This is a genomic window from Rhodococcus sp. AG1013, assembly GCF_003350365.1.
Taxonomy (GTDB): Bacteria; Actinomycetota; Actinomycetes; order Mycobacteriales; family Mycobacteriaceae; genus Prescottella.
On record NZ_QQAT01000009.1, the window covers coordinates 33,274 to 59,683 of the forward strand.

The window sequence follows — 26,410 nt, forward strand, 5'->3', positions numbered from 1 at the left end:
CAATGTCGAAGGAGTCGATCAATGCAGGGAATCGGTGACTGGGCCACCCGGCGGGCCCAATTGAGCGGCGACAAGGTCGCTTTCGTGTCCGGTGAGCGCACCTGGACCTACGGCGAGTTCGACGACCGCGCGAACCGGCTGGCGAACCAGCTACGCGATCGGTTCGGCGTCAGGCGCGGAGACCGCATCGCCGCGGTCGTACCCACGTCCGTGGAGTGCCTCGAGATCCTCTTCGCGGTAGCGAAGCTCGGCGCCGTCTTCACACCGATCAACGTCCGGCTCACGGCGTCCGAGATCGGTTATGTCCTGGCCGATCTCGGAGCACAGCTACTCTTCGTGCATGGGGCGTTCACCCAGGCGGCAGCTGCGGTGAACGAACCGGGCGTGCGGGTGCGCGACGTGGTCGCACTGGGGGCGGAGTACGACGACCTCGTGGCGACCGCCGATCCGGACCCGTTGCCGGCGCTGACGGATCGCCACGACGTGGCGGTGATCATGTACACGTCCGGAACCACCGGGCGACCCAAGGGCGCCATGATCACCCACGAGAACCTCCGGGCCAACGCGGCCGCCGTCACCTCCGCGTTCGGACTGCGTTCGTGCGACGTCACCGTGACGGCACTTCCGATGTTCCACATCGGCGGGCTGGGGCTCTACACACTGCCGTTCATCTATGTGGGCGCCATGAACGTGATCATGCCGTCGTTCGATCCGGTCGCGGTCCTCGACGCGGTGGTCGCGCACCGGGCGACTCAACTGTTGTTGGTGCCCACGATGTGGCAGGCCGTCATGGGTGTGCCCGATCTGGAACGCTACGACCTGTCCTCGCTCGACTGTGCCCTGACATCCGGTGCGCCTGCGCCTGTCTCGGTGCTGGACTTCCTGGCGCGCAGTGGTATCCCGTTCCGGGAGGGGTTCGGGATGACCGAGTGTGCCCCGTCGATCGCGCTGCTCGACTCCGAGCACGTTCGGGAGAAGGCCGGATCGATCGGACGGCCGCTCTTCGGGATCGACACGCGGTTGGTCGACGACCTGGACCGCGACGTGCCCGTCGGAACGGTGGGAGAACTGTTGGTCCGAGCCGACAACGTGTTCGCCGGGTACTGGATGCGTCCCGAGGAGACGTCCCATGCGTTGCGGGGTGGATGGTTCCACACCGGGGACATGGCACGAGCGGACGACGAGGGTTTCATCACCCTGGTCGACCGGAAGAAGGACATGCTGATCAGCGGCGGTGAGAACGTGTACTCCCGTGAGGTGGAGGTGGTGATCGCCGAGATGCCCGGAGTGCGCAACGTGGCGGTGGTCGCGGCCTCCCACGAGAAGTGGGGCGAGACGCCGGTGGCCTTCGTCGTGCCGACCGAGGGTGCCGCACTCGCCGAGGACGACGTCATCGCCTTCGCTCGGCAACGGCTGGCGCGTTTCAAGGTGCCGACCCGGGTCCGGTTCATCGAGGCGCTGCCGACGACGGCCACGGGCAAGGTGCAGAAGAACGCGCTCCGCGATCGCCTGCTCACCGAGACGGTCTGAGCGGGAACCGGCTCCGGTACTCGTCCCAGCTCGCCTTGCACGCGCGGGCGAGGTGGTCGATCCGGTCCTGATCGGCGGTCGGCCAGTCGACGCCCGGTTCCATCAGTTCGGCCGTCGCCCGTTCGCCGAGCAGGAACTCGCGCCGGAATTCGGCCTGCACCGCACCGAGGACGACCCCGGCGGCCTCGGTGCGGTGCCGCAGCGCGGCAAAACGGGCGCCGGCCGTGATGATCTCCTGGCTGCCCAGGTACGGCTGGTTGAGCTGCACGGCTTCCGCCTCGGCGGTGAAGTCCACGAATCCCTTGCGATGTGCCTGCGCGAGTGCGCGGACCCGGGCGGGGTCCATCGTGACCGGATTGTCGCCCCGCGGATGGCCCTCGTGGTCCCCGCGATTCGACAGGGCCACGACATCCGGTAGCAGGTCGGGCTCGGCCCGCAGGACGTTCACCGCGCCGTCGCGTCGGGTCGTGTGGTTCATCGTGTCGTGGAACGAGAGGGTCGTGAAGTCGGTGCCGCGGCGCAGGGCCAGTTCCGCCATGCGGTCGACCAACTCGTCGCGGGTGCGCTCGTAGACGCCCAGGCCGCGGTCGGCGACCTCGGTGAAGGTGTCGGCCAGATGCTTCCATCCGGCGTCGTCGGTGGGTTCGAGCAGCAGCGGGTAGAACGAGAACGTGACCGGTCGGACGGCGTCGACGCCGCCGAGGTCGGCCCGGTTGCCGGGGCCGGCCTGCCGCACCCGCGCGAATGCCTCGCGCAGCGTCGCCTCGAGATCCGTCGGGCGGGCCCGGTTGGGGTCGCGGATCATGCGCGGGTGCGGATTTTCGACATACACGATCCGGGGGTCGATCTCGGCCCAACGCCGCACGATCGGCCCGGTGGACATATCGGTGAAATCGAACTGGAGTCTGCGAGTGAACTCGGGTGCGAGGAACGGTGCGAGCTCCTCGGGGATCGCGTAACCCGAATGCGGGCAACTCACCAGCAGATCCGCCTCGGCCAGCGCCTGATCGAGCGTTCGATTGCCTGGGTCGGCGTAGAACACCAGGTCCTCGGGCGTGAATTCGGTTCCGGCAGGGAGGAACAGGGGCGTGCCAGTCATGGCTCGACCATATCGTCTCGGAATACTTTGGGGCGGTAGGGAAATGCGGTCGAATCGGACAGTGGGGAGCGCTGCCGAACGGGCGACGGGCCGCGTCGTCGAAGTCGCTCGAGATTCGGTCGAGAATCCCGGTAAGGCCGTACAGACCGGCCTCCACTCACTAGTCTAGTGGATGTTCCGGACGGTCTTTGACCAGGTCGGGGCCGTCTTCCTGCAAGGAGGGGAGCTCCCCGTGAAACTCCACAGAACAGCCGCCGTGTCCGTGCTGGCCATCGCGGCTCTGGGTGTCGCCACCGGCACCGCCTACGCCGAGCCCGGACCTCCGCCGAGTCCTGGGGTCATTCACTATCAGACCCAGATCGGTTCGAACGGAACATCGCTCGACACTGTGCTCGATGCCGGCACCTTCCGGGTCGCAGGCAATGTCGTCGACGTCGTCGATCCCGCGGGCGCCACCGTCGGCACCATCCCGCTGACCTACCCGGTGGCCGGTACCGACATCTCGCTGGTCCCGTCGGTCGACGGCAGCAGGCTCACCCTCACGCCGGCGGTCCCGGCCCAGGGCGTCGCTGCGCTGCACAACGTGGACGCCCGCCAGGACGCCTACGACAACATGGTCCGGCAGATCGAACAGGGCTGGTTCAACGGAGGACAGATGTCCGCGCAGATCGGCGCGGGTGTCGGTGCCGTCGTCGGCTGCGTTCTGTTCCTGTTCGTCGGCTGCATCCCGGGTGCCGCGATCGGTGGCGCGATCGGAGCAGCGACCGGAATCACCAACAACAACCCGGCGGTCCAGCCCGCCGTGTTCGATTTCATCGCCACGCTCTACTGACCCGGCCGGTCGCTCGCCTCGGAGTCGGGGAGGGGCGAGCTCCGGTGGAGCAGCGCGCGCAGGTTGTCGGTGACGATGCGGGCCGAGATGGTGGGGTCGATGGCGCGCTGGATGCCGAGACCCACGCCCAGGCTGAGAACGCTGCGGGCGGCGTCGTCGGGTGGGATCGGGAGCGTGACGCCGGTCGTCTCGGTCAGCGAATTCAGCAGGGCCAGAACCATTCCGTGCGCCATGCCGAGCGTCGACGCGAGCGCGGCCCGGACCTCGGGGTCGTGTCGGGACGCGGCGATGAACTCGAACTCGAGCATCGTCCAGTCGACATCGCCGAGTGTTCGTTCGGCCCAGTCCTGGAAACGGGCGAGTGTGGTGTCGAGTTCGCCGTCCGCCGCGAGCAGTGCGGCGACCTCCGCGAACTTGGTCGAGTGGATCAGGTCCAGGACCTCGAGGCACAACTCCTTCTTGCCGCGGAAGTTCGAGTACACCGCACCCTTCGAATAGCCCGCCGTCTCGGCCACCTTCTCGAGCGACGTCGCCGCGTATCCGTCGGTCAGGAACAGGTCGCGGGCGGTCGACAGCAACTCGGCCCGGGTCCGGGCCTGACTCTCCGACCTGGTCAGACGGGGCATCGCCAATCTCCTCGCGCATTTGGGCTACCCAGAGTATCTGGATGCTGTTAGTTTCTAGATATGACGTCGAGTGACACACATCTCAGTCGCGGCTTGGTGATCGGATGCGGGGGAACGTTGGGGGCGGCGTGGGCGGTCGCGGCGCTGGTCGCCGTGCGGGACGCGCTCGGCTGGGATCCGCGCGACGCCGACGTCCTGATGGGCACGTCGGCCGGGGCCGAGCTGGTGACGATGCTGGGCAGCGGAATCGGTGTCGACGAGATCCTGGCTGTGCAGTTGGGCGAGTCGACGCATCCCGTGCTCGCCGGACATCTCGCCGGCGCGCCGGGACGTTTCCCGCCGCTACCGCGACCGCGCCTGGGCTCGCCCGGGCTGCTGCGTCGCGGCCTGCCGACCGTGACCGGGCTGAGCGGGATGCTCCCGGAGGGCGGTGGCGACGCGGGCTGGCTTGACCGGCTCGCGACCGGTCTCGGTGCCGGTGGCTGGGTCTCGCATCCCGACACCCGGCTGGTCGCGATGGACTACGGCACCGGCGAGCGGGTGGCGTTCGGTGCGCAGGGGGCACCGAACGCGACGCTGTCGGAGGCGCTCCGGGCGTCGTGGGCGATCCCGGGCTGGATGCCGCCCGTCCGGATCGGCGGCCGACGGTTCGTCGACGGCGGTGCGGCGTCCACGGCGTCCGCCGACCTGCTGGCCGGGCGCGGACTGGACGAGGTGATCGTGTTGGCTCCCATGGCGTCCGGCGGACGCATCCGCGCTCGGGGACCGGCGATCCTCGAGCGGACGGTGTTGCGGAACTGGATGAGCGCCGGACTCGACGCCGAATGCGCGGCGCTGGAGGCGTCCGGCACCCGGGTGATCCGGATCGACGCGACCGCCGAGGATCTCGCCGTGATGGGCGCCAACTTCATGGACGACCGGCGTCGGCTCGCGACGCTGGAACACGCGCTGCGCAGCACCCGGACCGCGGTGGAGCACGCCCTCACGACAGGAGTTCGCGGATGACCCGCCACCACGAGGTGATCGTCGTCGGCGCCGGAATCTCGGGAATCGGCGCCGTGATCCGGCTGCAGCAGATGGGGGTCGACGACGTCGTCGTCCTGGAGAAGAGCGATTCGCTCGGTGGGACGTGGCGCGACAACACCTATCCCGGGTGTGCGTGCGATGTACCGTCGGCGCTGTACTCGTACTCGTTCGCGCCCAACACCGACTGGAGTCGACTGTTCGCGGGGCAGGACGAGATCCGCGAGTACATCGAGCGGACCGCGGCCGGGCACCGCGTCCACGAGCGCGTCGAGTTCGGCACCGAACTGCTGCGCGCGCAGTGGGACGAGCCGTCGCGCCGCTGGCTGCTGGAGACGTCGAACGGTGTGCTCACCGCGAACGCGGTGATCGCGGCCGCCGGACCGTGGAACCAGCCGCTGATCCCCGGCATCCCGGGGCTCGACGGTTTTGGTGGCGAGGTCTTCCACTCGTCGCGGTGGAACCACGACTACGAGCTGGCGGGCAAGCGGGTGGCCGTCGTGGGGACCGGCGCGTCGGCGGTGCAGTTCGTGCCGGAGATCGCGCCGACCGTGGCGGAGTTGCACCTGTACCAGCGCACCGCGCAGTGGGTGCTGCCGAAGCCGGACACCACGATCCCGGGCGCGGTGCGAGCGGCCATGGGGCGGGTGCCGGGCGCGCTGAAGGCGTTGCGGCGCATCCAGTACGGAATCATGGAGGCGCTCGGGATCGGCTTCCGCAACCCGTGGATCCTGCGGGTGGTCCAGCAGATCGGTCGGGTGCAGCTGCGGGCGCAGGTTCGCGACCCGCACCTGCGGAAGTCGCTCACCCCGGACTACACGCTCGGCTGCAAGCGCCTGTTGATGTCGAACACGTACTATCCCGCGTTGAATCGCCCGAACGTCGAGGTGCACGCGAACGCGGTACAGCAGGTGCGTGGCAACGTGGTGGTCGGCGCCGACGGCCAGGAGCGCGAGGTGGACGCCATCATCTTCGGCACCGGCTTCCACATCCTCGACATGCCCATCGCGGGAAGGGTGTTCGACGGTCAGGGCCGCAGCCTGGGCGACCACTGGAAGGGCAGCCCGCAGGCGTACCTCGGCACCACCGTCGCCGGGTTCCCCAACGCGTTCGTGCTGCTCGGTCCCGCGCTCGGCACCGGCCACACGTCGGCGTTCATGATCCTCGAGGCGCAACTCGACTACCTGGCCGCCGCGATCGCCACCGCCCGCGCCGCAGGCTGGACCCGGATGGAGACCCGTCCCGAGGTGCAGGCCGCGTTCAACGCCGAGGTGCAGCAGGCACTCGCCACCACCGTCTACAACGCCGGCGGCTGCCAGAGCTACTTCCTCGATGTCAACGGCCGCAACAGCTTCAATTGGCCGTGGTCGACCGGGCGGATGCGGGAGAGGCTGCGGCACTTCGACGAATCGGCCTACCTGACCTCGACGGAGGTTTCGTCATGACCCGGTATCCCGCGATTGCTCTCGGCGGCGCGCGGGTGCTCGTGACCGGCGCCGGACGCGGCATCGGCAGGGCCACCGCGCGGGCGTTCGCGGCCCACGGCGCGACCGTTGCTCTGGCCGACATCGACCGGAGTGCGGTCGAGGACGCCGCCGCAGGTCTCGGTACCGCCCACGTGCTGGACGTCCGGTCCCGGGCGTCGTGGGACACGTGCGTGGCCGAGGTGGGGCCGATCGACATTCTCGTCAACAACGCTGGCGTCATGCCGGCCGGGGCGTTCCTCGACGAGCCGGACGCGACCGGTGAGATGACGATCGACGTCAACGTATGGGGACCGATCCACGGCATGCGGGCCGTGGTACCCGGCATGATCGAACGCGGCCGCGGCCACGTCGTGAACGTCGCGTCGCTCGCCGGGAAGATCGCCATCCCCGGGCTCGCCGTGTACAACGCGAGTAAGTATGCGGCCGTGGGACTCTCGTCGGCGGCGCGCCTCGAGTTCGCCGAGCACGGAGTCAGCGTCAGCGCCGTGCTGCCCAGCGCGGTCCGCACCACACTGACGTCCGGGATCCCGCTCGGCAAGGGCCTGCCCACCGTGGACCCCGAGGACATCGCCGACGCCGTCCTGCGCACCGTCCGCACGCGACGCGCCGAGACCCCGGTCCCCGGGTACCTCGCGGCCCTCGACGTCGGGGTGGCGGTGGCGCCCGAACGGCTGGTGCGGCTGATCCGACGCGTCATCGGCGGGGAGCGGGCGCTCACCCACGTCGACCCCACCGCGCGGGCCGACTATGACGCGCGGCTGCGGCGCACCGAGTCGGAATGAATCCCGCGGTCGGCGCGGGGAGGTTTCGACGGCACTAGGGGAGTGGCGCCGCGTTGCGCTGCGCGAGCATGACCGTCATCAGACCGGACTCCTGGGTCTGGGACTGGAGCATCTCGCGGGCCGCCTGTTTCACCGGTCCGTCGGCGAGTTGTCGGTCCGCGGCCTGCGCCATCGCGATCCCGCCCCGGTGGTGACGCTCCATCAGTTGCAGGAACAGGATCTCGGCGTCCGGGCCCCGGCTCGCCGCCAGCGCGTCGAGTTCCGCCATGGTCGCCATGCCCGGCATGGACAGGTCGCCGCCGGCGATCATGCCGGTGCGCGGGCCCTCGTGGTCGGTCACGTCGAGAACCTGGACGCCCTGGGCCTGGTCGAGCATGTTTCCGGGGAAGAAGCTGCCCATGTAGACGCAGTGGTCGAAGCTCGCCGAGACGATGCCGGCCCCGCGGCCCTCGTACGCGCCCAGTCGGGAGATGTTGCAGCTGTAGCCGCTGCTGCTGCGACCACTGTCGCGTTCGGCGGCGGGGACGTCACCCTGCAGGCCGGTTTCCGGCATCGAACCCGCACCGCAGTCCGCCCGCGCGGCGGCAACACTGCCCACGGGCACCATGATGGCGGCGGCAGCGGCGACCGCGAGCGCTCGGCGGGAACGCGTGCGTGCGAAGAATCTCGGCCGCGATGCGAGCCTGCTGGTGGTCACAGCGTCCCCCTGCGTCAGTCGTCCCGGAAGCCGACCGCCACGACCCCGTCGGCCCCTCTGCGGAATTCGCCCGACCGGGCACCTGTCCGATCGTCACCGTAGTGTGTGTGACGCGCCTCATACAGTCAACAGGGTGCGGGCGTAGTTCAGGAGGGATCCGGCCCGAATTTCACCCCCTGGGCGAGGGGGAGTTCATCGGAGTAGTTGACGGTGTTGGTGGCGCGGCGCATGTACGCCTTCCAGGCGTCCGAACCGGACTCGCGTCCGCCACCGGTCTCCTTCTCGCCGCCGAACGCGCCGCCGATCTCGGCGCCCGACGTGCCGATGTTGACATTCGCGATGCCGCAGTCGGAGCCGTCCGCGGTCAGGAAGCGTTCGGCCTCACGCTGGTCGGTGGTGAAGACAGCGGACGACAACCCCTGCGGGACACCGTTGTGCAGCTCGATCGCCTCGTCGAACGTGTCGTAGGGCAGGACGTACAGGATCGGGGCGAACGTCTCGGCGCGCACGATCGCGGTCTGCGACGGCATGCGGACCAACGCGGGCGTGACGTAGAACGAGCCACCGCCGCCGACCCGCTCGCCACCGGTCACCACGACACCGCCGTCGGCACGCGCGGTGTCCAGCGCCGCGTGCATCGAGTGGAACGCGGCACCCGAGATCAGCGGACCCACCAGCACCCCGTCGTCGAACGGATTACCTACCGTCAACTGCCGGTACGCGTCGGCGATCCGGTTCGTCACCTCGTTCACGATCGACCGGTGCACGATCAACCGTCGCAGCGTCGTGCACCGCTGGCCGGCGGTACCGGCGGCCGCGAACACGACGGCGCGCACCGTCAGATCCAGGTCGGCGGACGGCGTCACCACCGCCGCGTTGTTGCCGCCGAGTTCGAGGAGGCACCGTCCGAAGCGGGCCGCCACCTGCGGCGCCACGGCTCGGCCCATCCGCACCGATCCGGTGGCGCTGACGAGCGCCACGCGCGGGTCGTCGACGAGTTGCTCGCCGACCACCACCGTCCCGAGCATCACATGGTGCAGGCCGTCGGGGGCGCCGGTCTCGGACGCGGCCCGGCGCAGCAGCGCATCGCACGCCATCGCGGTGAGCGGTGTGCGCTCCGACGGTTTCCAGACGACCGGATCGCCGCACACCAGCGCGAGCGCGGTGTTCCACGACCACACCGCGACCGGGAAGTTGAACGCCGAGATCACCGCCACCACACCGAGCGGGTGCCACGATTCCGACAGCCGATGTCCGGGGCGCTCCGACGCCATTGTGCGGCCGTACAGCTGCCGCGACAGGCCGACCGCGAACTCGCAGACGTCGATCATCTCCTGCACCTCGCCGAGCGCCTCCGAGCGGATCTTGCCCGCCTCGAGCGTCACCAGCTCGGCCAGATCACTCTTGTGCTCGGTGAGCAGCTCCCCGAGCCGGCGGACCACGGCGCCGCGCCGGGGTGCGGGCACCGTCCGCCACGTCGCGAACGCGTCGTGGGCACGACCGACCGCCGCGTCGACGACGGCGGAGGTGCTGGGATGCACGAACGCGAGCACCGAGCCGTCGATCGGGGTGTGTGCCGTGAGCGGCGCGGGACCGGCATCGCCGGCGATCTCGGGAAGTGTGGCGCCGCAACGCCCGAGCGCGACGATCGCGCGGTCCGCCAACGTGCCGGTGCCGGGAAGCGTCATGATCCGGTCCCTCCTGAGCGTTGCTGTTGTCGCCGATACAGCTCGTACGGGTCGTGCACCTCGCGGTCGATCGCCGCCGCCAGCGCATCGCGGTCGTAGCCGACGCCGGACTCCCCGGCCGTCGCGCGGGTGTCCGTGTCGAGGTTGGATCGGAAGATCCCCGCCGCGGACTTCGGCAGGAAGTCCTCGTAGACGATCGGTGCGCGAACCCCGTCGTGGTACGTGAAGTAGGCCATGCCGCGCTGCTCGAGGTCGTCCTCGGACCGTGGGAACCGCTTGTCCCACAAACGGTTCTCGTTGAACGGATCCGCACCCAGCAGTTCGTCGTACAGCGTCCGTCCCGCCGGGGTGAGCGCGATCCCGCGCGCCTCGACCTCGCCGAACCGCACCCGCAGCTCGCCGTCGGTGATCGAGCCGTCGGAGTCGAGGAAGCGGCGCGGCTCGGCCAGCGCGCGGAACGACGTCTGCCGGAGCAGCACCGCCGGTCCGTCCCACCGCGGCGGGCCCTGGATCCGGTCGATCATCGCGATGCCGCGCGCCGACATCCGCGCATAGAGGTCGTCGATGTCGAGGACCCGCGGCGTGAGGTGGTTGATGTGGGTACTGGTCACGCCCCCGATGTCGGCGGCCACCGCGGAGACCTGCTCGAGTTCCCGGTACCAGCCGCGGTCGACCGGCTCGCCCGACAACTCGAACACCCCGGTGGCCAGCTTGACGAACCGCTGCGCCTGCGACTCGTCCAGTCCGCCGTCGTCGGCCGCGCGGCGGGCGAGCGAGAGCAGCACGTCCGGGAACAGTCGCCGCCTGTCCAGGAAGCCGTCGAGCCGCCGCTGCAGATCGGCGTCGAAGAACCGTCGGTCCGCGGTGGTGAGCATCGACGTGAACACCCGGAACGGGTTCCGGGCCAGTTCCTCGGGGTCGATCGGGCGGAACGCGGTCGACACCACCGGAACCGGGGGAGTGGCCTCCCTCAGGTCGTAGAACCCCACCGGATACATGCCGAATCCGGCGAACAGGACTGCGACGTCGTGCATCTCGGCCGCGGTGCCGACCCGGATCGCGCCGTGGCGCTCCGCCGTCACCCGCGCGATGCTGCCGAGGCGCTCGGCCGAATCCGGATGAGCGGCCAGGAAGTCCGCATTGACCTGTCCGGTGACCTCCACCAGGGTCGTGTAGGCCGGCACCTCGCGGCCGTACGTGCGAGACAGCGCCGCAGCGAATCTCGACCGTAGTTCGTGGATTTCGGCCATCGCACCTCGATCGTACGAGTCCCGACAGCCCTCCGTGACCCGGAACGCTGACGTAGCCTTTCCGTATGAGCACCGCGGTCCGCCCCGCGGCCGGTGACTCGGACCTGCCGGCCGCGCGCGTTCACGACGTCCTGCGCGCGCACATGCTCGCGGACGGGTTCGACCTCGTCCTGGATCTCGAGACGTCCCGCGGCGCGCACGTCGTCGACCTCCGCGACGGCACGACGTATCTGGACATGTTCGGGTTCTTCGCGTCGTCGGCGCTCGGCATGAACCACCACGCGCTCGCCGACGACGAACAGTTCCGCCACGAACTCGTGACGGCAGCGATCAACAAGCCCAGCAACTCCGACGTCTACACCGTCCCGATGGCGCGGTTCGTCGACACGTTCGCGCGCGTGCTCGGCGACCCGGCGCTGCCGCACCTGTTCTTCGTCGACGGCGGCACCCTCGCCGTCGAGAACGCGCTCAAGGTCGCGTTCGACTGGAAGAGCCGACTCAACGAAACTCGCGGGCTCGACCCCTCGCTCGGAAAACAGGTGTTGCATCTGACGGAGGCGTTCCACGGTCGCAGCGGCTACACGCTCTCGCTCACCAACACCGACCCCACCAAGATCGCGCGGTTCCCCAAGTTCGGATGGCCGCGCATCGACGCGCCGTACCTCGCGGACGGACGAGACCCGGAACAGGCCGAGGAAGTTGCGCTCGCGCAGGCGCGTCGCGCCTTCGAAGAACACCCGCACGACATCGCGTGCTTCATCGCCGAGCCGATCCAGGGGGAGGGCGGCGACCACCACTTCCGGCCCGAATTCTTCCACCGCATGCACGAGTTGTGCCTCGAACGCGACGCGCTGCTGATCTTCGACGAGGTCCAGACGGGCTGCGGGCTCACCGGCACCGCGTGGGCGTTCCAGCAGATGGGTGTCACCCCGGACGTGGTCGCGTTCGGGAAGAAGACCCAGGTGTGCGGGATCATGGCCGGCGGCCGCGTCGACGAGGTCCACGACAACGTCTTCGAGGTCAGTTCGCGGATCAACTCGACGTGGGGCGGCAACCTCACCGACATGGTCCGCGCCCGGCGCATCCTCGAGGTGATCGAGGAGGACCGGCTGATCGACCGCGCCCGACTGTGCGGCGCGCACCTGCTGCGGCGACTCGAGGAGTTGGCCGCCCGGTACGACGCCGTGACCGAGCCGCGGGGGCGCGGCCTGATGTGCGCGATCACGCTGCCGTCGCCCGAGTACCGGGATCGGGTGGTGACCGAGTTGCGCGAGCGCGAACACGTGCTGTTCCTCGCGACCGGCGAGCGCGGCATCCGGTTCCGGCCGCCGCTGACCGTGACGATCGCCGAACTCGACGCCGCCCTCGACGCGCTCGACCGGGTCCTCGTCCGCTGACTCCGTAGGGTCCTGAGACCCCCATCCAGGTGTTTCGTCCCACATCGACGGTGCGCCGGGCGGGTCCGGTGCGTGGTCTCGTTACGATTGTCGAGGTCTATCGAGGAGGCAGACGAGTGCAGATCACCAGCGTCGGACACGCCGGATTCCACATCCAGACCGAAGCGGGGTCGATTCTCTGCGACCCGTGGGTGAACCCCGCGTACTTCGCGTCGTGGTTCCCGTTCCCCGACAACACCGGCCTGGACTGGGACGCCCTCGGCGACGTCGACTACCTGTACGTCTCGCACCTGCACAAGGATCACTTCGATCCGGAGACGCTCACCAAGCACGTCAACAAGGACGCGACGGTGCTGCTCCCGGACTACCCGGTGCCGGACCTCGAGCGTGAACTCCGCAAGCTGGGGTTCACGAAGTTCTTCGAGACGCAGGACTCCGTCAAGCACCGCGTGAGCGCAGCCGGCATCCAGGTCGCTCCGCAGGCTCCGCTCCAGGCGGGCGAGCTCGACGTCATGATCATCGCGCTGCGCGCCCCGGCAGACGGCCCGATCGGTGACTCCGGCCTGGTCGTCTCCGACGGCGAGACCGTGTGCTTCAACATGAACGACGCGCGCCCGGTCGACATGGATCCGATGCTCGAGGCATTCGGCAAGATCGACATCCACCTGCTGCAGTACTCGGGCGCCATCTGGTACCCGATGGTCTACGACATCCCGGCCGGCACCAAGCGCAACTTCGGCAAGCAGAAGCGTCAGCGTGGCATGGACCGTTGCCGCAGTTACATCGAGCAGGTCGGCGCCACGTGGGTCGTGCCGTCCGCCGGTCCGCCGGTGTTCCTGGACGACGCGCTGCGTTCGCTCAACGACGACCACGGCGACGAGGGCAACATCTTCCCCGACCAGATCGTGTTCCTCGAACAGATGCGCATCCACGGCAACGACGGCGGCCTGCTGATGATCCCCGGATCCACCGTGGACATCCACGGCGAGAAGGCGACGCTGGCGCACCCGATCCCGGACGCCGACGTCGACAAGATCTTCACCGACAAGGCCACCTACATCGAGGACATGGCCCAGCGCATGGCACCGGTCATCGCCGCGGAGAAGGCCGCGTGGGCGCCCGCCGAGGGTGAGCCGCTGCTGGGTCCGCTCAAGGCCAAGTTCGAGCCGATCATGGCGCAGTCCGATCTGATCTGCGACGGCATCGGCTACCCCGTCGGCCTCGAGATCGGGGACGAGACCGTCGTCCTCGACTTCCCGAACCGCACGGTCCGCGCGCCGCAGGCAGGTGACGGCAAGTACCGCTACGGCTTCCGCATCGCGCCCGAGTTGGTGCGCACGGTGCTGCGCGACGACGAGCCCGACTGGGTCAACACGATCTTCCTGTCCACCCGCTTCGAGGCGTGGCGCGTCGGCGGCTACAACGAGTTCCTCTACACGTTCTTCAAGTGCCTGACCGACGAGCGCATCGCGTACGCCGACGGCTGGTTCGCCGAGGCGCACGACGACACCGCGTCGATCGAGGTGGGCGGCTACGAGATCCAGCGTCGCTGCCCGCACCTGAAGGCGGACCTGAGCAAGTTCGGCGTCGTCGAGGGTTCCAACCTGACGTGCAACCTGCACGGCTGGCAGTGGGACCTCGAGACCGGTCGCTGCAAGACCTCGAAGGGCCACGAACTGCGCTCGAAGAAGCTGAGCTGACGGCCACCACACACGACACGAATCCGCCGGCCGAGGCTCGAGAGAGCCCCGGCCGGCGGTGTCGTTTACCGTGGGCGTATGACGTCAATCCCCGGCGCGAAGCCCGGCGCGAGCATCCCCATCCTGTCCGTCCCGAACCTGCGCGACATCGGCGGCTACCGGACGAGTGACGGCGGCTCGGTTCGCTTCGGGCGCTTCTACCGGTCGACCGACCTGAGCAAGATCACCGTTGACGACGCACCGCGTCTCGCGGACCTGGGCCTGGTCACCGTGTTCGACCTGCGCACGCACTCCGAGCGTGAAGCCGCACCAGACCGACTGCCCGCGTCGGCGCGCGAGGTGGCACTCGACGTCCTGGCCGACAAGGCCTACCGCTCCGTGCCCGCGCAGATGCAGGCCGTGCTGGCCGATCCGTCGATCGCGGTGACGATGCTCGGCGAGAACAAGGCCGTCGACTACTTCCTCGGCAGCTACCGCGACTTCGTCACGCTGCCGAGCGCGATCGCGTCGTACCGGGGCATGTTCACCGACCTCGCCGCCCCGGACGCCCTCCCGGCCCTCGTGCACTGCACGACCGGCAAGGACCGCACCGGCTGGGCCACCGCGTCGCTGCTGCTTCTGCTGGGCGTCGACGAGGACGACGTCTACCACGACTACCTGCTCACCAACACGCAGCTGCTGCCCGCGTTCGCGTCGGTGTTCGACAAGTTCACCGTCGCGGGCGGGGATCCAGAACTCCTGAAGCAGGTGCTCGGCGTGCGGTCCGAGTACCTCGACGCGGCGCTGAAGCAGATGCGGGAATCCTTCGGCACGATCGAGGGCTACTTCGCCGACGGTCTCGGTATCGACAAGGACGGACAGGAGACGATCCGCAAGCACCTCGTCGAGGGCTGACTGTCAGACGGGTATCCGCAACGGCCGGGCGAACACCCGGGCCAGTACCAGACCGAGCGCGATGCCCACGGCGTCCGCGGCCGCGTCCCACACTGATCCGCTGCGCTGGATCGGCAGCAGCCCCTGCAGCACCTCCGACACGGCCGCGAACGCCAGCAGCCACGCCGCGGTCCACGCGACGCCGATGCGGGCGTACCGCGATGTGAGCGCCAGCGCCGTGAACATCAGGGCGTGAGTGACCTTGTCGCTGTTCTCCGGTCCGCTCGGAACCGTGGAACCGGGGGAGAACAGCATCACGAGAACCACGACCGTCGCGATCGCGAGCGGCACGTGACGCCGGTCGAGCTTGTCGAACACGGGGCCCCTCAGCGCTCGGTGAGGGTCAGCCCGAGGGCGCCCTCGGCGAATCGTCGGACCGCGTCGGTCGCGGTGGCGAGCACGTCGTCGTGGCCGGGCCGTGCCCAGCCGCTCAGGACGCCGGCGTCCCCAGAGGGGGCCACACCCACCTCGGCGAGCAGTTCGCCCGTCGTCGGCGCACACACGGCCCAGGAATAGTGCTCGTCGGCGGCCCACTGGCGGGACCGCTCGGCGACGTAGCCGGGATCGGCGATGCCGCCGTCGCGCAGCGCCGGACGGTCGTCGACCCGTTCGTCGGCCCGCAGCGCGCGCAGGTACCAGGATCCGGCATTGATCTCGATCGGTTCCATCAGCAGCCGCCGCGTCCCTTCTTGCCGCCGAACAGAATCGCGGCCGTCGCGGGGATCAGCAGGAAGAACAACCAGCTGTTGTCCATCGGCACGAGGAAGAACAGCGCGAGGGCCACGAACGGGATCACCGCCATGACGCTGTTGCGCCATCCCGGGGTGTCGTCGGAGTCGCCGGACGGCTCGGGCGCGGTCGCGGGCGCGGATGCCGTGAGGGCAGGCAGGTCCGCGAACAGGGTGTCGAGCTGGCCGCGCGTGGTGGCAGCCGCGATCCGGCCGCTGCGCTCGTCGAACTCGGTGACCGTGAGCCTCCCGTCGCTGAAGTGCCGGGTGAGCGCGTCGAGCGCCTGCTCGCGTTCGGCGGTGCCGATTCGGATATCGGGGACGTCGGCCATGCCTGGATACTACTGTGCGCGCCTTGCGGATCCGAGATCCGCAAGGCGCGCACAGGGTGGAGCAGTGTGTTCCTATCGAAGCATCACTTCAGCTCGGCGAGGACCGTTCCCTGGGTGATGGCGGCGCCGGCCTCGACCGACAGACCCGTCACGACACCGGCCTTGTGGGCGGTGACCGGGTTCTCCATCTTCATGGCCTCGAGCACCACGATCAGATCGCCCTCGGCGACCTCCTGGCCCTCCTCGACGGCGACCTTGACGACGGTGCCCTGCATCGGGGCGGTCACGGCGTCACCGGACGCTGCACCCGCGCCGGCACCGCCACGCTTGCGCGCCTTCGGCTTCTTGCGGATGGCACCCGCGGGAGCGCCACCGGTGCCGATCGAGAACTGACCGGGCAGCGAGACCTCGACGCGGCGGCCGCCGACCTCGACGACGACCGACTGCCGGGGGAGGTTCTCCTCCTCGTCGGCAGCAGCACCGGAACCGGTGAACGGCTCGATGGTGTTGTCCCACTCGGTCTCGATCCACTTGGTGTAGACCTCGAAGCTCTCGCCGTCACCGACGAAGGCCGGGTTCTCGACGATGTGGCGGTGGAACGGGATGACGGTCGCGAGACCGTCGACCTCGAACTCGGCGAGCGCACGAGCGGCGCGCTGCAGTGCCTGCTCGCGGTTCTCGCCGGTGACGATCAGCTTGGCGAGCATCGAGTCGAACTGGCCGCCGATGACGTCGCCCTGGACGACACCCGAGTCGACGCGCACGCCGGGGCCCGACGGCTCCTTGTAGACCGAGATGGGGCCGGGAGCGGGCATGAAGCCGCGGCCGGCGTCCTCGCCGTTGATGCGGAACTCGAAGGAGTGGCCGCGCGGAGTCGGATCCTCCTTGATCTCCAGCTCTTCACCGTTGGCGATGCGGAACTGCTGACGCACCAGGTCGATGCCCGCGGTCTCCTCGGTGACGGGGTGCTCCACCTGCAGGCGGGTGTTGACCTCGAGGAAGGAGACGGTGTCGCCCTGCACCAGGTACTCGACCGTGCCGGCGCCGTAGTAGCCGGCCTCCTTGCAGATGGCCTTCGCGGATGCGTGGATGCGCGCGCGCTGGTCGTCCGTCAGGAACGGCGCGGGGGCCTCCTCGACGAGCTTCTGGAAGCGGCGCTGCAGCGAGCAGTCGCGGGTGCCGGCGACGACGACGTTGCCGTGCTGGTCGGCGATGACCTGGGCCTCGACGTGGCGGGCCTTGTCCAGGTACTGCTCGACGAAGCACTCGCCGCGACCGAAGGCGGCGATGGCCTCACGGGTAGCGGACTCGAACAGCTCCGGGATCTCTTCGATGGTCTGGGCGACCTTCATGCCGCGGCCACCGCCACCGAAGGCGGCCTTGATCGCGACCGGGACGCCGTACTGCTTGGCGAACTCGACGACCTCGTCGGCGTTCTTGACCGGGTCCTTGGTGCCGGCGGCCATCGGAGCCTTGGCGCGCTCGGCGATGTGGCGGGCGGTGACCTTGTCGCCGAGGTCACGGATGGACTGCGGCGAGGGGCCGATCCAGATCAGGCCCGCGTCGATGACGGCCTGCGCGAAGTCGGCGTTCTCGGACAGGAAGCCGTAGCCGGGGTGGATCGCGTCGGCGCCGGACTTCTTGGCCGCGTCGAGGATCTTGTCGAACACCAGGTAGGACTCGGCCGAGGTCTGGCCACCGAGGGCGAACGCCTCGTCGGCGAGCTTCACGAACTGTGCATCCGCATCGGGCTCCGCGTAGACAGCGACGCTGCCGTATCCGGCGTCCTTCGCGGCTCGGATGACCCGCACAGCGATCTCGCCGCGGTTGGCGACGAGCACCTTCGTGATGTGCGCGCTGGCATGACTGGGCACTGAGCCTCCTGTGTTTCGCATGGTCTGTCCCCGCGGTTCACCCGTGAGCATCACCGGCAGGTATCTGTTGGCATCTCATCGGAGTGTAGGCACCAATCCGATAGACGATGTAACCGGATAGCGCTTACACATTAAGGGCTGTGGTCGTCGCCGCAACCCTACTGACCAGTAGTGGTGTGGATACCCGCGGCGACCGCCGGTGCGACGGTGCGAGCCGGTTCCTCGGTCGGAACCACCTCCAGCAGGGCCCGCCGGGCCCGCGCCAGGAAGAGCATGACCGCTTCCGTGGCGGCCGGCGTTCCCGGAAACCGGGCGGACACGTTGACGCCGTGGGGCGTTCGATTCACCCAGACGTACACGTCGTGTGTGTAGTGGCGGCTGCGCAGAGCCCGGGCCTGCACCTCGGGCCACTGCTGCGCCATCGGGACGAAGCGGACATCCATGTACGACACGACGAATCGGGGCCGGATCGGCGTCGCGAGGATCTCCTCCACGCGGGCGAAGGGCACCTTCGCCGCCGACTTCGTCAGCGACACCGCGGCAGCAGCACGCGCGGCGGACTCCGCGAAGTCCTCGGCGCCGGCGATGTCGAACTCGATGGGGGACAGGCCCACGAACCAGCCGAGCGACGTCGCCCAGTGCGGATCATTGCGTGTGTGCACCGGGGTCACGGTCCGGAACACCGTGTTGCCGGTCAGTTCGGTACTGGCCTGGGCCAGGCACGCAAGGACGCCGGCGAAGAAGTTCTGACCGGCGCGGTGGCACACCGTGTTGAACGCCGCGGCTTGACGGGCATCGAGCACCCACTCCGAGACCGCGCGCTGCGCGACCCGATTCTCCGGCCGCGGACCCAAGTCGAGTGGGAAATCCGACAGCCGGCCCTTGCTGCGCACGAACGCCGTCCGCCAGCACTCGACGGCGGGGTGCCGGTGATCGATCGTTGCAGCGGAGGCACGCTCCTCGGCGCCGAAATCGATGTAGCTGCCGGCGGGAACCAGATCGGACGGGCTGCCCGTCAGCGCCTCGGTGTACAGGCGGCTGATCTCGTGCGCGACCAGCACCACCGACAGTCCGTCGATCAGCGAGTGGTCCGCGGCGAAGAACACCGTGCACCCCGGCTCGGGGTCGGAGTGCTCGAGCGTGACGAACAGGTAGGCAGGCCAGCGGTGCGGCGAGGTGAGCTCGTCGAACAGGTCGTGCACGCGCTCGAAGACCGTGTCGGCGTCGAACTCGTACTCGTGACGGACCTCGTTGAGATCGATCTGGTCCGCGTCGATCGTGTACCTGCGGATCCGGCCGTCGGACAGCAGCTCCGCGTGGCTCCGCAGCGGCTCGTGCCGCGCGATCCATGCGCGGACCGCGGTGCGGAAGGCGTCGTGATCGAGCGGCTCGGGCAGGCGGAAGGCGGTGCCGAGCCAGGACTCGCGGCCGTCGTCGTGGGTGCTGTCCGCGGTCCGGCGCAGGTGCGCCTCGTGGATGTAGGAGGCGGGACGGCCGTCCTCCACCCACCCGGGTCCCGCTTCGGGTAACCACTCGGTGAGCATGCCGGGGGAGATCGCGTAGTCCGCGAGCTCGGTGAATTCCATCGTGGAGAATCCAGTCTCTTGTTCCGCCGCGGTGGCGGCGGTGAAGATCGTCACAGTCGAGGTTGTCGGGGAGGGTCGCTCCCCGGTGCATTGCTGTTTCGGGTGATGTGTCAGGTGTTACGCGAAGTGCACGCGATCAGTTGCGGAGGTGCCGCTTGATCCGTGCGAGCATCGCGCTCATGCCGCGCAGCCGCAGGGGGCTGACAGCGTCGGCCAGGCCGAGATCCGAGTAGAAGTCGTCGGGAACCGCGAGAATCGTTGCGGCGCTGTGCCCGTCGAGCCCCTGGTGCAGGATCGACGCGAAGCCCCGCGTCGTCGGGGCCTCGGCGGGAGCGCTGAAGTACAGCCGCACCTTTTCCCTGTCCGCGCTGTCGACGAACAGGAACAGCGGCGACTGGCACTCCGGCACCGGCTCCATCGCGCCCTGTTCGAGCTCGGCGGGCAGCGGTGCCAGCTCGCGACTGAACTCGAGCAGCAACTGCAGCTTGTCCTGCCCGTTGACCGCCGCGAAGTCGTCGACGATCTCGGTGAGGCTCTCGGGCAGGCTCACGACGCCACTTCCGCGGGCGAACCCGGCACGACACCCGGCTCGTCACCCTTGACGATCGGCACGCGCACGACGTTGCCCCACTCGGTCCACGAGCCGTCGTAGTTGCGGACGCTCGGGAACCCGAGCAGGTGGGTGAGGACGAACCACGTGTGGCTCGACCGCTCACCGATGCGGCAGTACGCGACGACGTCGTCGTCGTGCGAGAAATCGGCGTAGATCTCCTCGAGCTCCGGGCGGCTGCGGAAACGCCCGTCCGGCGCCGCGGCCCGCGCCCACGGGATCGAGATCGCGGTCGGGATGTGACCGCCGCGCAGCGCACCCTCCTCCGGGTAGTCCGGCATGTGGGTGCGCTCGCCCGTGTACTCCTGCGGGGACCGCACGTCGACCAGCGGGCCCGCCCCGAGGTGCGCGAGCACGTCGTCCTTGAACGCCCGGATCGAGGAGTCGTCGCGCTCGACCACCGGGTACTGCGTGGGCGCAGGCATCGGCACGTCGAGCGTGGTGTCCCGGTTCTCCGACAGCCACGCGCCACGGCCGCCGTCGAGCAGGCGGACGTCCTCGTGGCCGAACAGCGTGAACACCCACAGCGCGTACGCCGCCCACCAGTTGCTCTTGTCGCCGTAGATGATCACGGTGTCGTCGCGTTCGATGCCCTTGCGGCTCATCAGGTCGGCGAACGCCTCACCGTCGATGTAGTCGCGGGTGACCGGATCGTTGAGGTCCAGGTGCCAGTCGATCTTGACCGCGCCGGGGATGTGGCCGATGTCGTACAGCAGGACGTCCTCGTCCGACTCCACCACCTTCACACCGGGGGCGCCCAGGTTGACGGACAGCCACTCGGTCGAGACGAGTCGCTCCGGATGGGTATACGCAGCGAACGCGGGATTGGGGTCGGGCGCGACGGGCACGGGTGGGCTCCTGAGGCTGACGAGGGTGGAGGGTTGTCCGTCACCAATTCTAGGTGGTGGCCCGATTCACAGGGTGGGCGATATCGCCCCGGCCGGTTCGGCGCTACCGACGGGTACCGTCGGGCCCCGTGACGAGTCCCGCCGACCCCTCTGGCGATCTGGCCACCCGTGCCGACGTCGATCGCCTGTTGCGCGCGTTCTACCAGCGCGCACTCGTGGACCCCGTGCTCGCTCCCACGTTCGAGACGCTCGCAGTTGTCGGACTCGACGAACACCTACCCGTGGTCGGCGACTTCTGGGAACAGATCCTGTTCCGCACCACGCGCTACCAGGGCAGCTTCACTGCCGTGCACGAGGCTTTGAACCGTCAGCACGGGCTCGCGGGCGAACGGATGGAGCGCTGGCTGGAGTTGTGGTGCGCAGCGGTGGACGAGCAGTTCGCGGGGCCGGACGCCGAGCGGGCCAAGGCGAAGGCGCGGGCGATGGCAGGGTCCCTGCAGCGAGGGTGGAAATGAGCTGGAGCTAGCGCACCAGAGCGTTCGCAGCCCACAGTTCGGCGATCGAGACGCCGACGTCGGACAGGAGTCGCCGGACCAGCGGCAGACCGATCCCGATGACGCTCGACGGATCGCCCTCGAGTCGTTCGACGAACCAGCCGCCGAGACTGTCGAGGGTGAAGGCGCCGGCCACCGTCAGAGGTTCACCGGTCGCGAGATACGCCTCGAGATCCTCGGCCGACGGGTTCGCGAAGTGCACGACGGTGCCACTGTGATCGGCCGCGTCGGCGATGATCGCGCCGTCGGCGATCCGCAGGACGCTGTGCCCGGTCAACAGGGTTGCGCTGCGGCCCGCCATCGACTGCCAGCGTCGACGCGCGACGTCGACGGTGTGCGGTTTGCCCTGCAGTTCACTGTCGATGAGAAGCATGGAATCGCACCCGATCACGACGGCATCGGTGATGCCGTCGGCGACCAGGGCGGGAATCACGTCGCGGGCCTTGGCCTCGGCGAGCGTGGTGACGACCAGTTCGGGAGCCGCGGACGGGCCCAGACGGTCGATGATGGCGTCCTCGTCCACACCGGACACTCGGACGGTCGGCTCGACCCCGGCGCCCCGCAGCACGGACAGCCGTGCCGGGGACGCCGAGGCGAGAACCAGATGGGTCACTGCGTGAGCCGTTCGATCAGAACGGACGCGGCGCGACCGGGTTGCCGAACGAGTACGGCGAGAACGGCGCGCGAACCCGGTGCATGCGGGTCGGTGCACCCCACGTCTCGGGCGGCCGCTGATCGGACACGGCGTCGCCGGCCGAAGCAGCTGCCGCGGACAGGACCGCGACGAGTGCCGCGATGTCCTGATCCGTCGGGTTGCCCTTGACGATCTTGATCACGGGACCCTGCGACCCCGCTGCGACGTCGGGCTCCAGACCTGCGACAGCTTCAGCCAACGCGGCTCCTTCGAGCGAGGACGCGTCCAGCAGCTCGGCGTCGGCGAGTACTTCTTCCCGGGTGGTCGCTGTCATAGGGGGATGTTCCCATGCTTCTTGGGCGGAAGTGAAACCATCTTGCGCTCCAGCAGGCGCAGAGCGGAGACGATCTGTCCGCGGGTGTGCGACGGAGGAATGACCGCATCGACGTAGCCGCGCTCGGCCGCGACGTACGGGTTCACCAGGGTGTCCTCGTACTCGGCCTGCAGCTTCAGGCGCAGTGCGTCGACGTCCTCACCGTTCTTGGCGGCCTCGAGCAGCTGCTTGCGGTAGACGAAGCCGACGGCGCCGGACGCGCCCATGACCGCGATCTGTGCGGTCGGCCACGCCAGGTTGACGTCTGCGCCCATGTGCTTGGAGCCCATGACGTCGTACGCGCCGCCGTACGCCTTGCGGGTGATGACGGTGATCTTGCCGACCGTGGCCTCACCGTACGCGTACAGCAGCTTCGCGCCGCGGCGGATGATGCCGTTGTACTCCTGCTCGGTGCCGGGCAGGAAGCCCGGGACGTCGACCAGGGTGATGATCGGGACGTTGAACGCGTCGCAGGTACGGACGAAGCGCGCGGCCTTCTCGGACGCGTCGATGTCCAGGCAGCCCGCGAACTGCATGGGCTGGTTGGCGACGATGCCGACGCTGCGGCCGTCGACGCGACCGAAGCCGACGATGACGTTCGCGGCGCGCTCGGCCTGCACCTCGAGGAACTCGTCGTCGTCGAGCAGGCGACGGATGACCTCGTGCATGTCGTACGGCTGGTTCGCCGAGTCCGGGATGATCGTGTCCAGCTCGAGGTCCTCGGGGGTGAGCGAGTCCTCGATGGAGCCGTCGATCGGGTCGGACGGTGCCAGGCGCGGGGTCGCGGCCTGATTGTTGCTCGGCAGGTAGGACAGCAGGTCCTTGACGTAGTCGAGGGCGTCCTGCTCGCCGGAGGCGACGTAGTGCGCGACACCGGACTTGACCATGTGGGTCCGGGCGCCGCCTAGATCCTCCATGGTGACGTCCTCACCGGTCACGGTCTTGATGACGTCGGGGCCGGTGACGAACATCTGGCTGGTCTCGTCGACCATCACCACGAAGTCGGTCAGCGCGGGGGAGTAGACGTGGCCGCCGGCCGCCGGGCCCATGATCAGGGAGATCTGCGGGATGACGCCGGACGCCTGGACATTGCGGTGGAAGATCTCGCCGTACAGGCCGAGCGAGACGACGCCCTCCTGGATACGCGCGCCGGCGCCCTCGTTGATGCCGATCAACGGGCGGCCGGTCCTGATCGCGAGGTCCATGACCTTGACGATCTTCTCACCGTAGATCTCGCCGAGGCTGCCGCCGAACACGGTGGCGTCCTGGCTGAAGACGCAGACGTCGCGGCCGTCGATGGTGCCGTAGCCCGTGACGACGCCGTCGCCGACGGGGCGGTTGTCGGCGAGGCCGAAGTTGGTGCTGCGGTGGCGGGCCAGGGCGTCGAGCTCGACGAACGAGCCCTCGTCCAGGAGCGCGGTGATGCGCTCGCGCGCCGTCAGCTTGCCCTTCGCATGGACCTTCTCGACTGCGGCCTCACCCATCGGCTGCATTGCCTGCGCCTGGCGGTTCCGCAGGTCAGCGAGCTTTCCCGCCGTCGTGTGAATATCCGGGGTATTCGCCGCCTCCGCCGCGGCTGGCTCCTGCACACTGGTCATGGGATGTGAGCTTAACCAGGTCTCCGAGGCCTCCGTCGAGTGAGGTCTGGTTGCGTTGAATTATTCAACCTAAGCTACTGACGAGTCACATTCCAACCGTGTCCCCGGGCGCATTCTAGGCTGGTCGAATGGCTGGAGACATGTGGACCGATCTCACCCGACCCCCGCTGAACGCCGACGCGCTTCGGCGCGCGCTCGTTCGTGACGCCGGGGGTGACCCGGATGCGTTCTGGGCGCGGGTCGACGTGGTGGCCGAGACCGGTTCCACCAACGCCGATCTGCTGGCCCGGCCGCGGGACGCCCACTACGCACGCAGCGTTCTCGTCGCGGAGTACCAGTCGGGCGGCCGGGGCCGGCACTCGCGACCGTGGGTGAGCGCACCCCGAGCGCTGATCACCGTGTCCGCGGTGCTCGACATGCCGGGCATGGACCTCTCCGACATCGGATGGCTTCCGCTGCTCTCCGGGATCGCGGTGGTCGACGCGTTGCGCACCATCGCGGAGGTCGATGCGGAACTCAAGTGGCCCAACGACGTTCTCATCGGCGGGAAGAAGGTTGCCGGCATTCTCGCGGAAGTTGCCGCCACGGCACCGGTGCCGACGGTGGTCATCGGGATCGGGTTGAACGTGAGTCTGACCGAGGATGAGTTGCCGGTGCCGACCGCGACCTCGCTGCTGCTGGAGGAGGCTGCCGTCACCGATCGCGACATCCTGGTGCGGGCGGTGCTCCGGGAGTTGGCGCGACGCTGGCGGGAGTGGCAGTCCGTCGGATGGCGAGTGGAGGACCTCGCGGCGGCGTACCGGCAGCGGTGCGGAACGCTCGGACGGCTGGTGCGCGCCGAGCTTCCCGGCGATCGGGAACTGGTCGGGATCGCGACCGACGTCGACGTCGAAGGACGAATCGTGATCGAGGCAGACGGTGAGTCGCCGGTCGCGGTGTCGGCCGGCGACATCACCCATCTGCGATCGGTGTGAGCGTCAGGCGCGCTCGGTGTCCCACGTGGACACGGCCCAGATCACCACGATGTCGAGCGCGATGATCAGGATCGACCACATCGGGTACCACGGGATCCACAGGAAATTCGCGATGATCGACAGTGCCGCGATGATGATGGCGGTCACCCTCGACCACGTCGCACCGGTCAGCAGTCCCAGTCCGACGAGGACCACGACGATGCCGAGGATCAGGTGGATCCAACCCCACGTGGTGAGGTCGAACTGATAGACGTACTCGGGGCCGACGACGAAGAAGTTGTCGTCCGCGAGTGCAGAGATTCCCTGGAAGATCTGCAGGATTCCGACTGTCATGAGAATGATCGCGGCGGCGATCGACGCTCCCGCAGCGAATCCCTGTTTGGCGCCGCCCGAACTGTGGGTCGTCGGTGTGCGATCCGTCATCGCAGTTCCCCTTTCGATCGGTCGAGAAGACATCGCTGGAGAAGCCACTCCATCAGCAGGAGTGTCGTACCGAATTCTGCGGGGAACCTCACCCGCTGCGGGTGAAACCGCGCAGAATCGCAGTCGGAACCACAAAGTCGTTCATCGCTGGCAATCGTGTGAATTGCTGCTACTTTGACGCTCATCCACGATTCGCGTGACGCGGAGGGAAAACGATGAATGGTCAACAAGGCATGTCGGCGGGATCGGACGAAGTCTGGGTCGGTGATTCCGGGCAATTTGAAACTGCTCGGCGGTTTCTCACCGGACTGACCGTCGTATTCGGTCTGCTCACGCTCGGCCTCGGAATTGCGATGCTGGTCTGGCCCGACGCGACCCTGGTGGTGGCGGCCGTCCTCATCGCGATCCAGGTCTTCGCGTTCGGCATCATCCAGATCGTGCGGTCCTTCGCCGAAGTCGGCGCCCCGACCGCGGCGCGCACCCTGACCGGCCTGTCGGGTGCTCTCGCGATCCTGCTGGGCTTCCTCGTTCTCCGCAGTCCGCTGCAGACGCTCGTGATCATCGCGCTCGTCATCGGTGCATGGTGGGTGTTCCGCGGTGTCCTCGACATCGTTGCCGGAGCGTCGGAGGTCCCAGGCAACCGCGCGGTGGGCATCGTGCTGGGCATCATCAGCGTGGTGGCCGGCGCAATCGTGCTGCTCCAGCCCGAGCTCTCGCTCGGCGTCTTCGTGATCGTCGTCGGCGTCTGGATGATCCTGTACGGCATCATCGTGGTCGCCGCGGCGTTCCTCGCACGACGTACGAGCTGATCCGCCAGCACCGAACCGGTTCT

The 26,410-nt window shown here is 68.7% G+C and carries 27 protein-coding genes; 11 read left to right on the plus strand and 16 right to left on the minus strand.

Features of this window, described 5'->3' with window-relative positions; all coding sequences use genetic code 11:
• Positions 1 to 21 precede the first annotated feature (21 nt).
• Positions 22 to 1,530 carry a long-chain fatty acid--CoA ligase gene (locus tag DEU38_RS13155; RefSeq protein ID WP_114721862.1) on the plus strand — a complete coding sequence of 503 codons (1,509 nt, stop codon included), beginning with the start codon at positions 22 to 24 and terminating at the stop codon, positions 1,528 to 1,530.
• On the opposite strand, the gene DEU38_RS13160 is transcribed toward DEU38_RS13155, so the two are convergent.
• Entirely contained in the window at positions 1,514 to 2,629 is a 1,116-nt protein-coding gene (locus tag DEU38_RS13160; protein WP_114721863.1) for an N-formylglutamate amidohydrolase, read from the minus strand. The two genes, DEU38_RS13155 and DEU38_RS13160, sit on opposite strands and share 17 nt — an antisense overlap.
• 232 nt (positions 2,630 to 2,861) lie before the next feature.
• Here DEU38_RS13160 and DEU38_RS13165 point away from each other — a divergent pair, with 232 nt between their 5' ends.
• Complete coding sequence (locus DEU38_RS13165) at positions 2,862 to 3,461, plus strand: hypothetical protein (protein WP_254622606.1); 600 nt, start codon at positions 2,862 to 2,864, stop codon at positions 3,459 to 3,461.
• Here the strand turns inward: DEU38_RS13165 and DEU38_RS13170 are convergent.
• The gene (locus tag DEU38_RS13170) at positions 3,455 to 4,087 is read right to left on the minus strand and encodes a TetR/AcrR family transcriptional regulator (protein ID WP_114721865.1); all 633 of its coding nucleotides are present in this window, start codon (positions 4,085 to 4,087) and stop codon (positions 3,455 to 3,457) included. The genes DEU38_RS13165 and DEU38_RS13170 overlap by 7 nt on opposite strands.
• Positions 4,088 to 4,147: 60 nt before the next feature.
• Between DEU38_RS13170 and DEU38_RS13175 the strand changes: the two genes are divergently transcribed.
• From DEU38_RS13175 to DEU38_RS13185, 3 genes are read left to right on the plus strand one after another with little or no spacing between them, the layout of a single operon-like run.
• A complete protein-coding gene (locus tag DEU38_RS13175; RefSeq protein ID WP_114721866.1) occupies positions 4,148 to 5,092 on the plus strand; it encodes a patatin-like phospholipase family protein in 945 nt (314 codons plus the stop codon).
• Entirely contained in the window at positions 5,089 to 6,555 is a 1,467-nt protein-coding gene (locus tag DEU38_RS13180; RefSeq protein WP_114721867.1) for an NAD(P)/FAD-dependent oxidoreductase, read from the plus strand. Before DEU38_RS13175 ends, DEU38_RS13180 begins: the two co-directional genes overlap by 4 nt.
• The gene (locus DEU38_RS13185) at positions 6,552 to 7,379 is read left to right on the plus strand and encodes an SDR family oxidoreductase (RefSeq protein WP_114721868.1); all 828 of its coding nucleotides are present in this window, start codon (positions 6,552 to 6,554) and stop codon (positions 7,377 to 7,379) included. The genes DEU38_RS13180 and DEU38_RS13185 overlap by 4 nt, the downstream gene beginning before the upstream one ends.
• A 34-nt stretch (positions 7,380 to 7,413) precedes the next feature.
• Here the strand turns inward: DEU38_RS13185 and DEU38_RS29195 are convergent, their stop codons facing one another.
• From DEU38_RS29195 to DEU38_RS13200, 3 genes are all read right to left on the minus strand, one after another.
• Positions 7,414 to 8,076, minus strand: a complete 663-nt coding sequence (locus tag DEU38_RS29195; protein WP_258557873.1) for a DUF305 domain-containing protein — start codon at positions 8,074 to 8,076, stop codon at positions 7,414 to 7,416.
• 146 nt (positions 8,077 to 8,222) lie between these two features.
• Entirely contained in the window at positions 8,223 to 9,764 is a 1,542-nt protein-coding gene (locus DEU38_RS13195; RefSeq protein WP_114721869.1) for an aldehyde dehydrogenase family protein, read from the minus strand.
• Positions 9,761 to 11,014, minus strand: a complete 1,254-nt coding sequence (locus DEU38_RS13200) for a VOC family protein (RefSeq protein WP_114721870.1) — start codon at positions 11,012 to 11,014, stop codon at positions 9,761 to 9,763. The genes DEU38_RS13195 and DEU38_RS13200 overlap by 4 nt, the downstream gene beginning before the upstream one ends.
• Positions 11,015 to 11,079: 65 nt before the next feature.
• Between DEU38_RS13200 and lat the strand changes: the two genes are divergently transcribed.
• The 3 genes from lat (at position 11,080) to DEU38_RS13215 (ending at position 15,005) form a co-directional block, all read left to right on the plus strand.
• Positions 11,080 to 12,411, plus strand: coding sequence for an L-lysine 6-transaminase (gene lat, locus DEU38_RS13205; RefSeq protein ID WP_114721871.1), 1,332 nt, complete (start codon positions 11,080 to 11,082; stop codon positions 12,409 to 12,411).
• Positions 12,412 to 12,527: 116 nt separating this feature from the next.
• On the plus strand, positions 12,528 to 14,111 hold the full coding sequence (locus DEU38_RS13210; protein WP_114721872.1) for an MBL fold metallo-hydrolase: 1,584 nt from the start codon (positions 12,528 to 12,530) through the stop codon (positions 14,109 to 14,111).
• A 78-nt stretch (positions 14,112 to 14,189) separates the two neighbouring features.
• Positions 14,190 to 15,005 carry a tyrosine-protein phosphatase gene (locus tag DEU38_RS13215; RefSeq protein WP_114721873.1) on the plus strand — a complete coding sequence of 272 codons (816 nt, stop codon included), beginning with the start codon at positions 14,190 to 14,192 and terminating at the stop codon, positions 15,003 to 15,005.
• Positions 15,006 to 15,008: 3 nt separating this feature from the next.
• Here DEU38_RS13215 and DEU38_RS13220 read toward each other — a convergent pair whose 3' ends face one another.
• The 7 genes from DEU38_RS13220 to DEU38_RS13250 form a co-directional block, all read right to left on the minus strand.
• Entirely contained in the window at positions 15,009 to 15,362 is a 354-nt protein-coding gene (locus DEU38_RS13220; protein WP_397484705.1) for a VanZ family protein, read from the minus strand.
• An 8-nt stretch (positions 15,363 to 15,370) separates the two neighbouring features.
• Positions 15,371 to 15,712: a hypothetical protein gene (locus tag DEU38_RS13225; RefSeq protein ID WP_114721874.1), complete on the minus strand. Its 342-nt coding sequence runs from the start codon at positions 15,710 to 15,712 to the stop codon at positions 15,371 to 15,373.
• Entirely contained in the window at positions 15,712 to 16,104 is a 393-nt protein-coding gene (locus DEU38_RS13230; protein WP_114721875.1) for a DUF1707 domain-containing protein, read from the minus strand. Before DEU38_RS13230 ends, DEU38_RS13225 begins: the two co-directional genes overlap by 1 nt.
• Before the next feature lie 83 nt (positions 16,105 to 16,187).
• Positions 16,188 to 17,978, minus strand: coding sequence for an acetyl/propionyl/methylcrotonyl-CoA carboxylase subunit alpha (locus tag DEU38_RS13235; protein WP_114721876.1), 1,791 nt, complete (start codon positions 17,976 to 17,978; stop codon positions 16,188 to 16,190).
• A 158-nt stretch (positions 17,979 to 18,136) separates the two neighbouring features.
• The gene (locus tag DEU38_RS13240; protein WP_254622605.1) at positions 18,137 to 19,618 is read right to left on the minus strand and encodes a condensation domain-containing protein; all 1,482 of its coding nucleotides are present in this window, start codon (positions 19,616 to 19,618) and stop codon (positions 18,137 to 18,139) included.
• An 82-nt stretch (positions 19,619 to 19,700) separates the two neighbouring features.
• Positions 19,701 to 20,114 (minus strand): SufE family protein, encoded by a 414-nt coding sequence (locus DEU38_RS13245; protein ID WP_114721877.1) that lies wholly within the window; start codon positions 20,112 to 20,114, stop codon positions 19,701 to 19,703.
• Positions 20,111 to 21,022, minus strand: a complete 912-nt coding sequence (locus tag DEU38_RS13250; RefSeq protein ID WP_114721878.1) for a sulfurtransferase — start codon at positions 21,020 to 21,022, stop codon at positions 20,111 to 20,113. Before DEU38_RS13250 ends, DEU38_RS13245 begins: the two co-directional genes overlap by 4 nt.
• Positions 21,023 to 21,150: 128 nt before the next feature.
• On the opposite strand from DEU38_RS13250, the gene DEU38_RS13255 reads away from it, so the two are divergent.
• A complete protein-coding gene (locus tag DEU38_RS13255) occupies positions 21,151 to 21,537 on the plus strand; it encodes a group III truncated hemoglobin (protein ID WP_114721879.1) in 387 nt (128 codons plus the stop codon).
• A 7-nt stretch (positions 21,538 to 21,544) separates the two neighbouring features.
• Here DEU38_RS13255 and DEU38_RS13260 read toward each other — a convergent pair whose 3' ends face one another.
• Genes DEU38_RS13260 through DEU38_RS13270 form a run of 3 tightly spaced genes read right to left on the minus strand, consistent with a single transcriptional unit; the run spans position 21,545 to position 24,181 of the window.
• Positions 21,545 to 22,189 carry a nucleoside triphosphate pyrophosphatase gene (locus DEU38_RS13260; RefSeq protein ID WP_114721880.1) on the minus strand — a complete coding sequence of 215 codons (645 nt, stop codon included), beginning with the start codon at positions 22,187 to 22,189 and terminating at the stop codon, positions 21,545 to 21,547.
• 16 nt (positions 22,190 to 22,205) lie between these two features.
• Positions 22,206 to 22,544, minus strand: a complete 339-nt coding sequence (locus DEU38_RS13265) for an acyl-CoA carboxylase subunit epsilon (protein WP_114721881.1) — start codon at positions 22,542 to 22,544, stop codon at positions 22,206 to 22,208.
• Complete coding sequence (locus tag DEU38_RS13270) at positions 22,541 to 24,181, minus strand: acyl-CoA carboxylase subunit beta (protein ID WP_114721882.1); 1,641 nt, start codon at positions 24,179 to 24,181, stop codon at positions 22,541 to 22,543. Before DEU38_RS13270 ends, DEU38_RS13265 begins: the two co-directional genes overlap by 4 nt.
• A 140-nt stretch (positions 24,182 to 24,321) precedes the next feature.
• Here DEU38_RS13270 and DEU38_RS13275 point away from each other — a divergent pair, with 140 nt between their 5' ends.
• On the plus strand, positions 24,322 to 25,155 hold the full coding sequence (locus DEU38_RS13275; protein ID WP_114721883.1) for a biotin--[acetyl-CoA-carboxylase] ligase: 834 nt from the start codon (positions 24,322 to 24,324) through the stop codon (positions 25,153 to 25,155).
• A 3-nt stretch (positions 25,156 to 25,158) separates the two neighbouring features.
• Here DEU38_RS13275 and DEU38_RS13280 read toward each other — a convergent pair whose 3' ends face one another.
• Complete coding sequence (locus tag DEU38_RS13280; protein WP_114721884.1) at positions 25,159 to 25,578, minus strand: hypothetical protein; 420 nt, start codon at positions 25,576 to 25,578, stop codon at positions 25,159 to 25,161.
• Positions 25,579 to 25,811: 233 nt separating this feature from the next.
• On the opposite strand from DEU38_RS13280, the gene DEU38_RS13285 reads away from it, so the two are divergent.
• Positions 25,812 to 26,387, plus strand: a complete 576-nt coding sequence (locus DEU38_RS13285) for an HdeD family acid-resistance protein (RefSeq protein WP_114721885.1) — start codon at positions 25,812 to 25,814, stop codon at positions 26,385 to 26,387.
• Positions 26,388 to 26,410 lie beyond the last annotated feature (23 nt).

Excerpts from the sequence above, each read along its gene's own strand:
- DEU38_RS13175 (WP_114721866.1), top strand. The coding sequence starts at position 4,148 with ATGACGTCGAGTGACACACATCTCAGTCGCGGCTTGGTGATCGGATGC.
- DEU38_RS13215 (WP_114721873.1), top strand. The coding sequence starts at position 14,190 with ATGACGTCAATCCCCGGCGCGAAGCCCGGCGCGAGCATCCCCATCCTG.
- DEU38_RS13160 (WP_114721863.1), bottom strand. The coding sequence starts at position 2,629 with ATGACTGGCACGCCCCTGTTCCTCCCTGCCGGAACCGAATTCACGCCC.
- DEU38_RS13225 (WP_114721874.1), bottom strand. The coding sequence starts at position 15,712 with ATGGAACCGATCGAGATCAATGCCGGATCCTGGTACCTGCGCGCGCTG.
- DEU38_RS13200 (WP_114721870.1), bottom strand. The coding sequence starts at position 11,014 with ATGGCCGAAATCCACGAACTACGGTCGAGATTCGCTGCGGCGCTGTCT.
- DEU38_RS13180 (WP_114721867.1), top strand. The coding sequence starts at position 5,089 with ATGACCCGCCACCACGAGGTGATCGTCGTCGGCGCCGGAATCTCGGGA.
- DEU38_RS13275 (WP_114721883.1), top strand. The coding sequence starts at position 24,322 with ATGTGGACCGATCTCACCCGACCCCCGCTGAACGCCGACGCGCTTCGG.
- DEU38_RS13170 (WP_114721865.1), bottom strand. The coding sequence starts at position 4,087 with ATGCCCCGTCTGACCAGGTCGGAGAGTCAGGCCCGGACCCGGGCCGAG.
- DEU38_RS13195 (WP_114721869.1), bottom strand. The coding sequence starts at position 9,764 with ATGACGCTTCCCGGCACCGGCACGTTGGCGGACCGCGCGATCGTCGCG.
- DEU38_RS13270 (WP_114721882.1), bottom strand. The coding sequence starts at position 24,181 with ATGACCAGTGTGCAGGAGCCAGCCGCGGCGGAGGCGGCGAATACCCCG.
- DEU38_RS13285 (WP_114721885.1), top strand. The coding sequence starts at position 25,812 with ATGTCGGCGGGATCGGACGAAGTCTGGGTCGGTGATTCCGGGCAATTT.
- DEU38_RS13280 (WP_114721884.1), bottom strand. The coding sequence starts at position 25,578 with ATGACGGATCGCACACCGACGACCCACAGTTCGGGCGGCGCCAAACAG.
- DEU38_RS13185 (WP_114721868.1), top strand. The coding sequence starts at position 6,552 with ATGACCCGGTATCCCGCGATTGCTCTCGGCGGCGCGCGGGTGCTCGTG.
- DEU38_RS13265 (WP_114721881.1), bottom strand. The coding sequence starts at position 22,544 with ATGACAGCGACCACCCGGGAAGAAGTACTCGCCGACGCCGAGCTGCTG.
- lat (WP_114721871.1), top strand. The coding sequence starts at position 11,080 with ATGAGCACCGCGGTCCGCCCCGCGGCCGGTGACTCGGACCTGCCGGCC.
- DEU38_RS13155 (WP_114721862.1), top strand. The coding sequence starts at position 22 with ATGCAGGGAATCGGTGACTGGGCCACCCGGCGGGCCCAATTGAGCGGC.
- DEU38_RS13230 (WP_114721875.1), bottom strand. The coding sequence starts at position 16,104 with ATGGCCGACGTCCCCGATATCCGAATCGGCACCGCCGAACGCGAGCAG.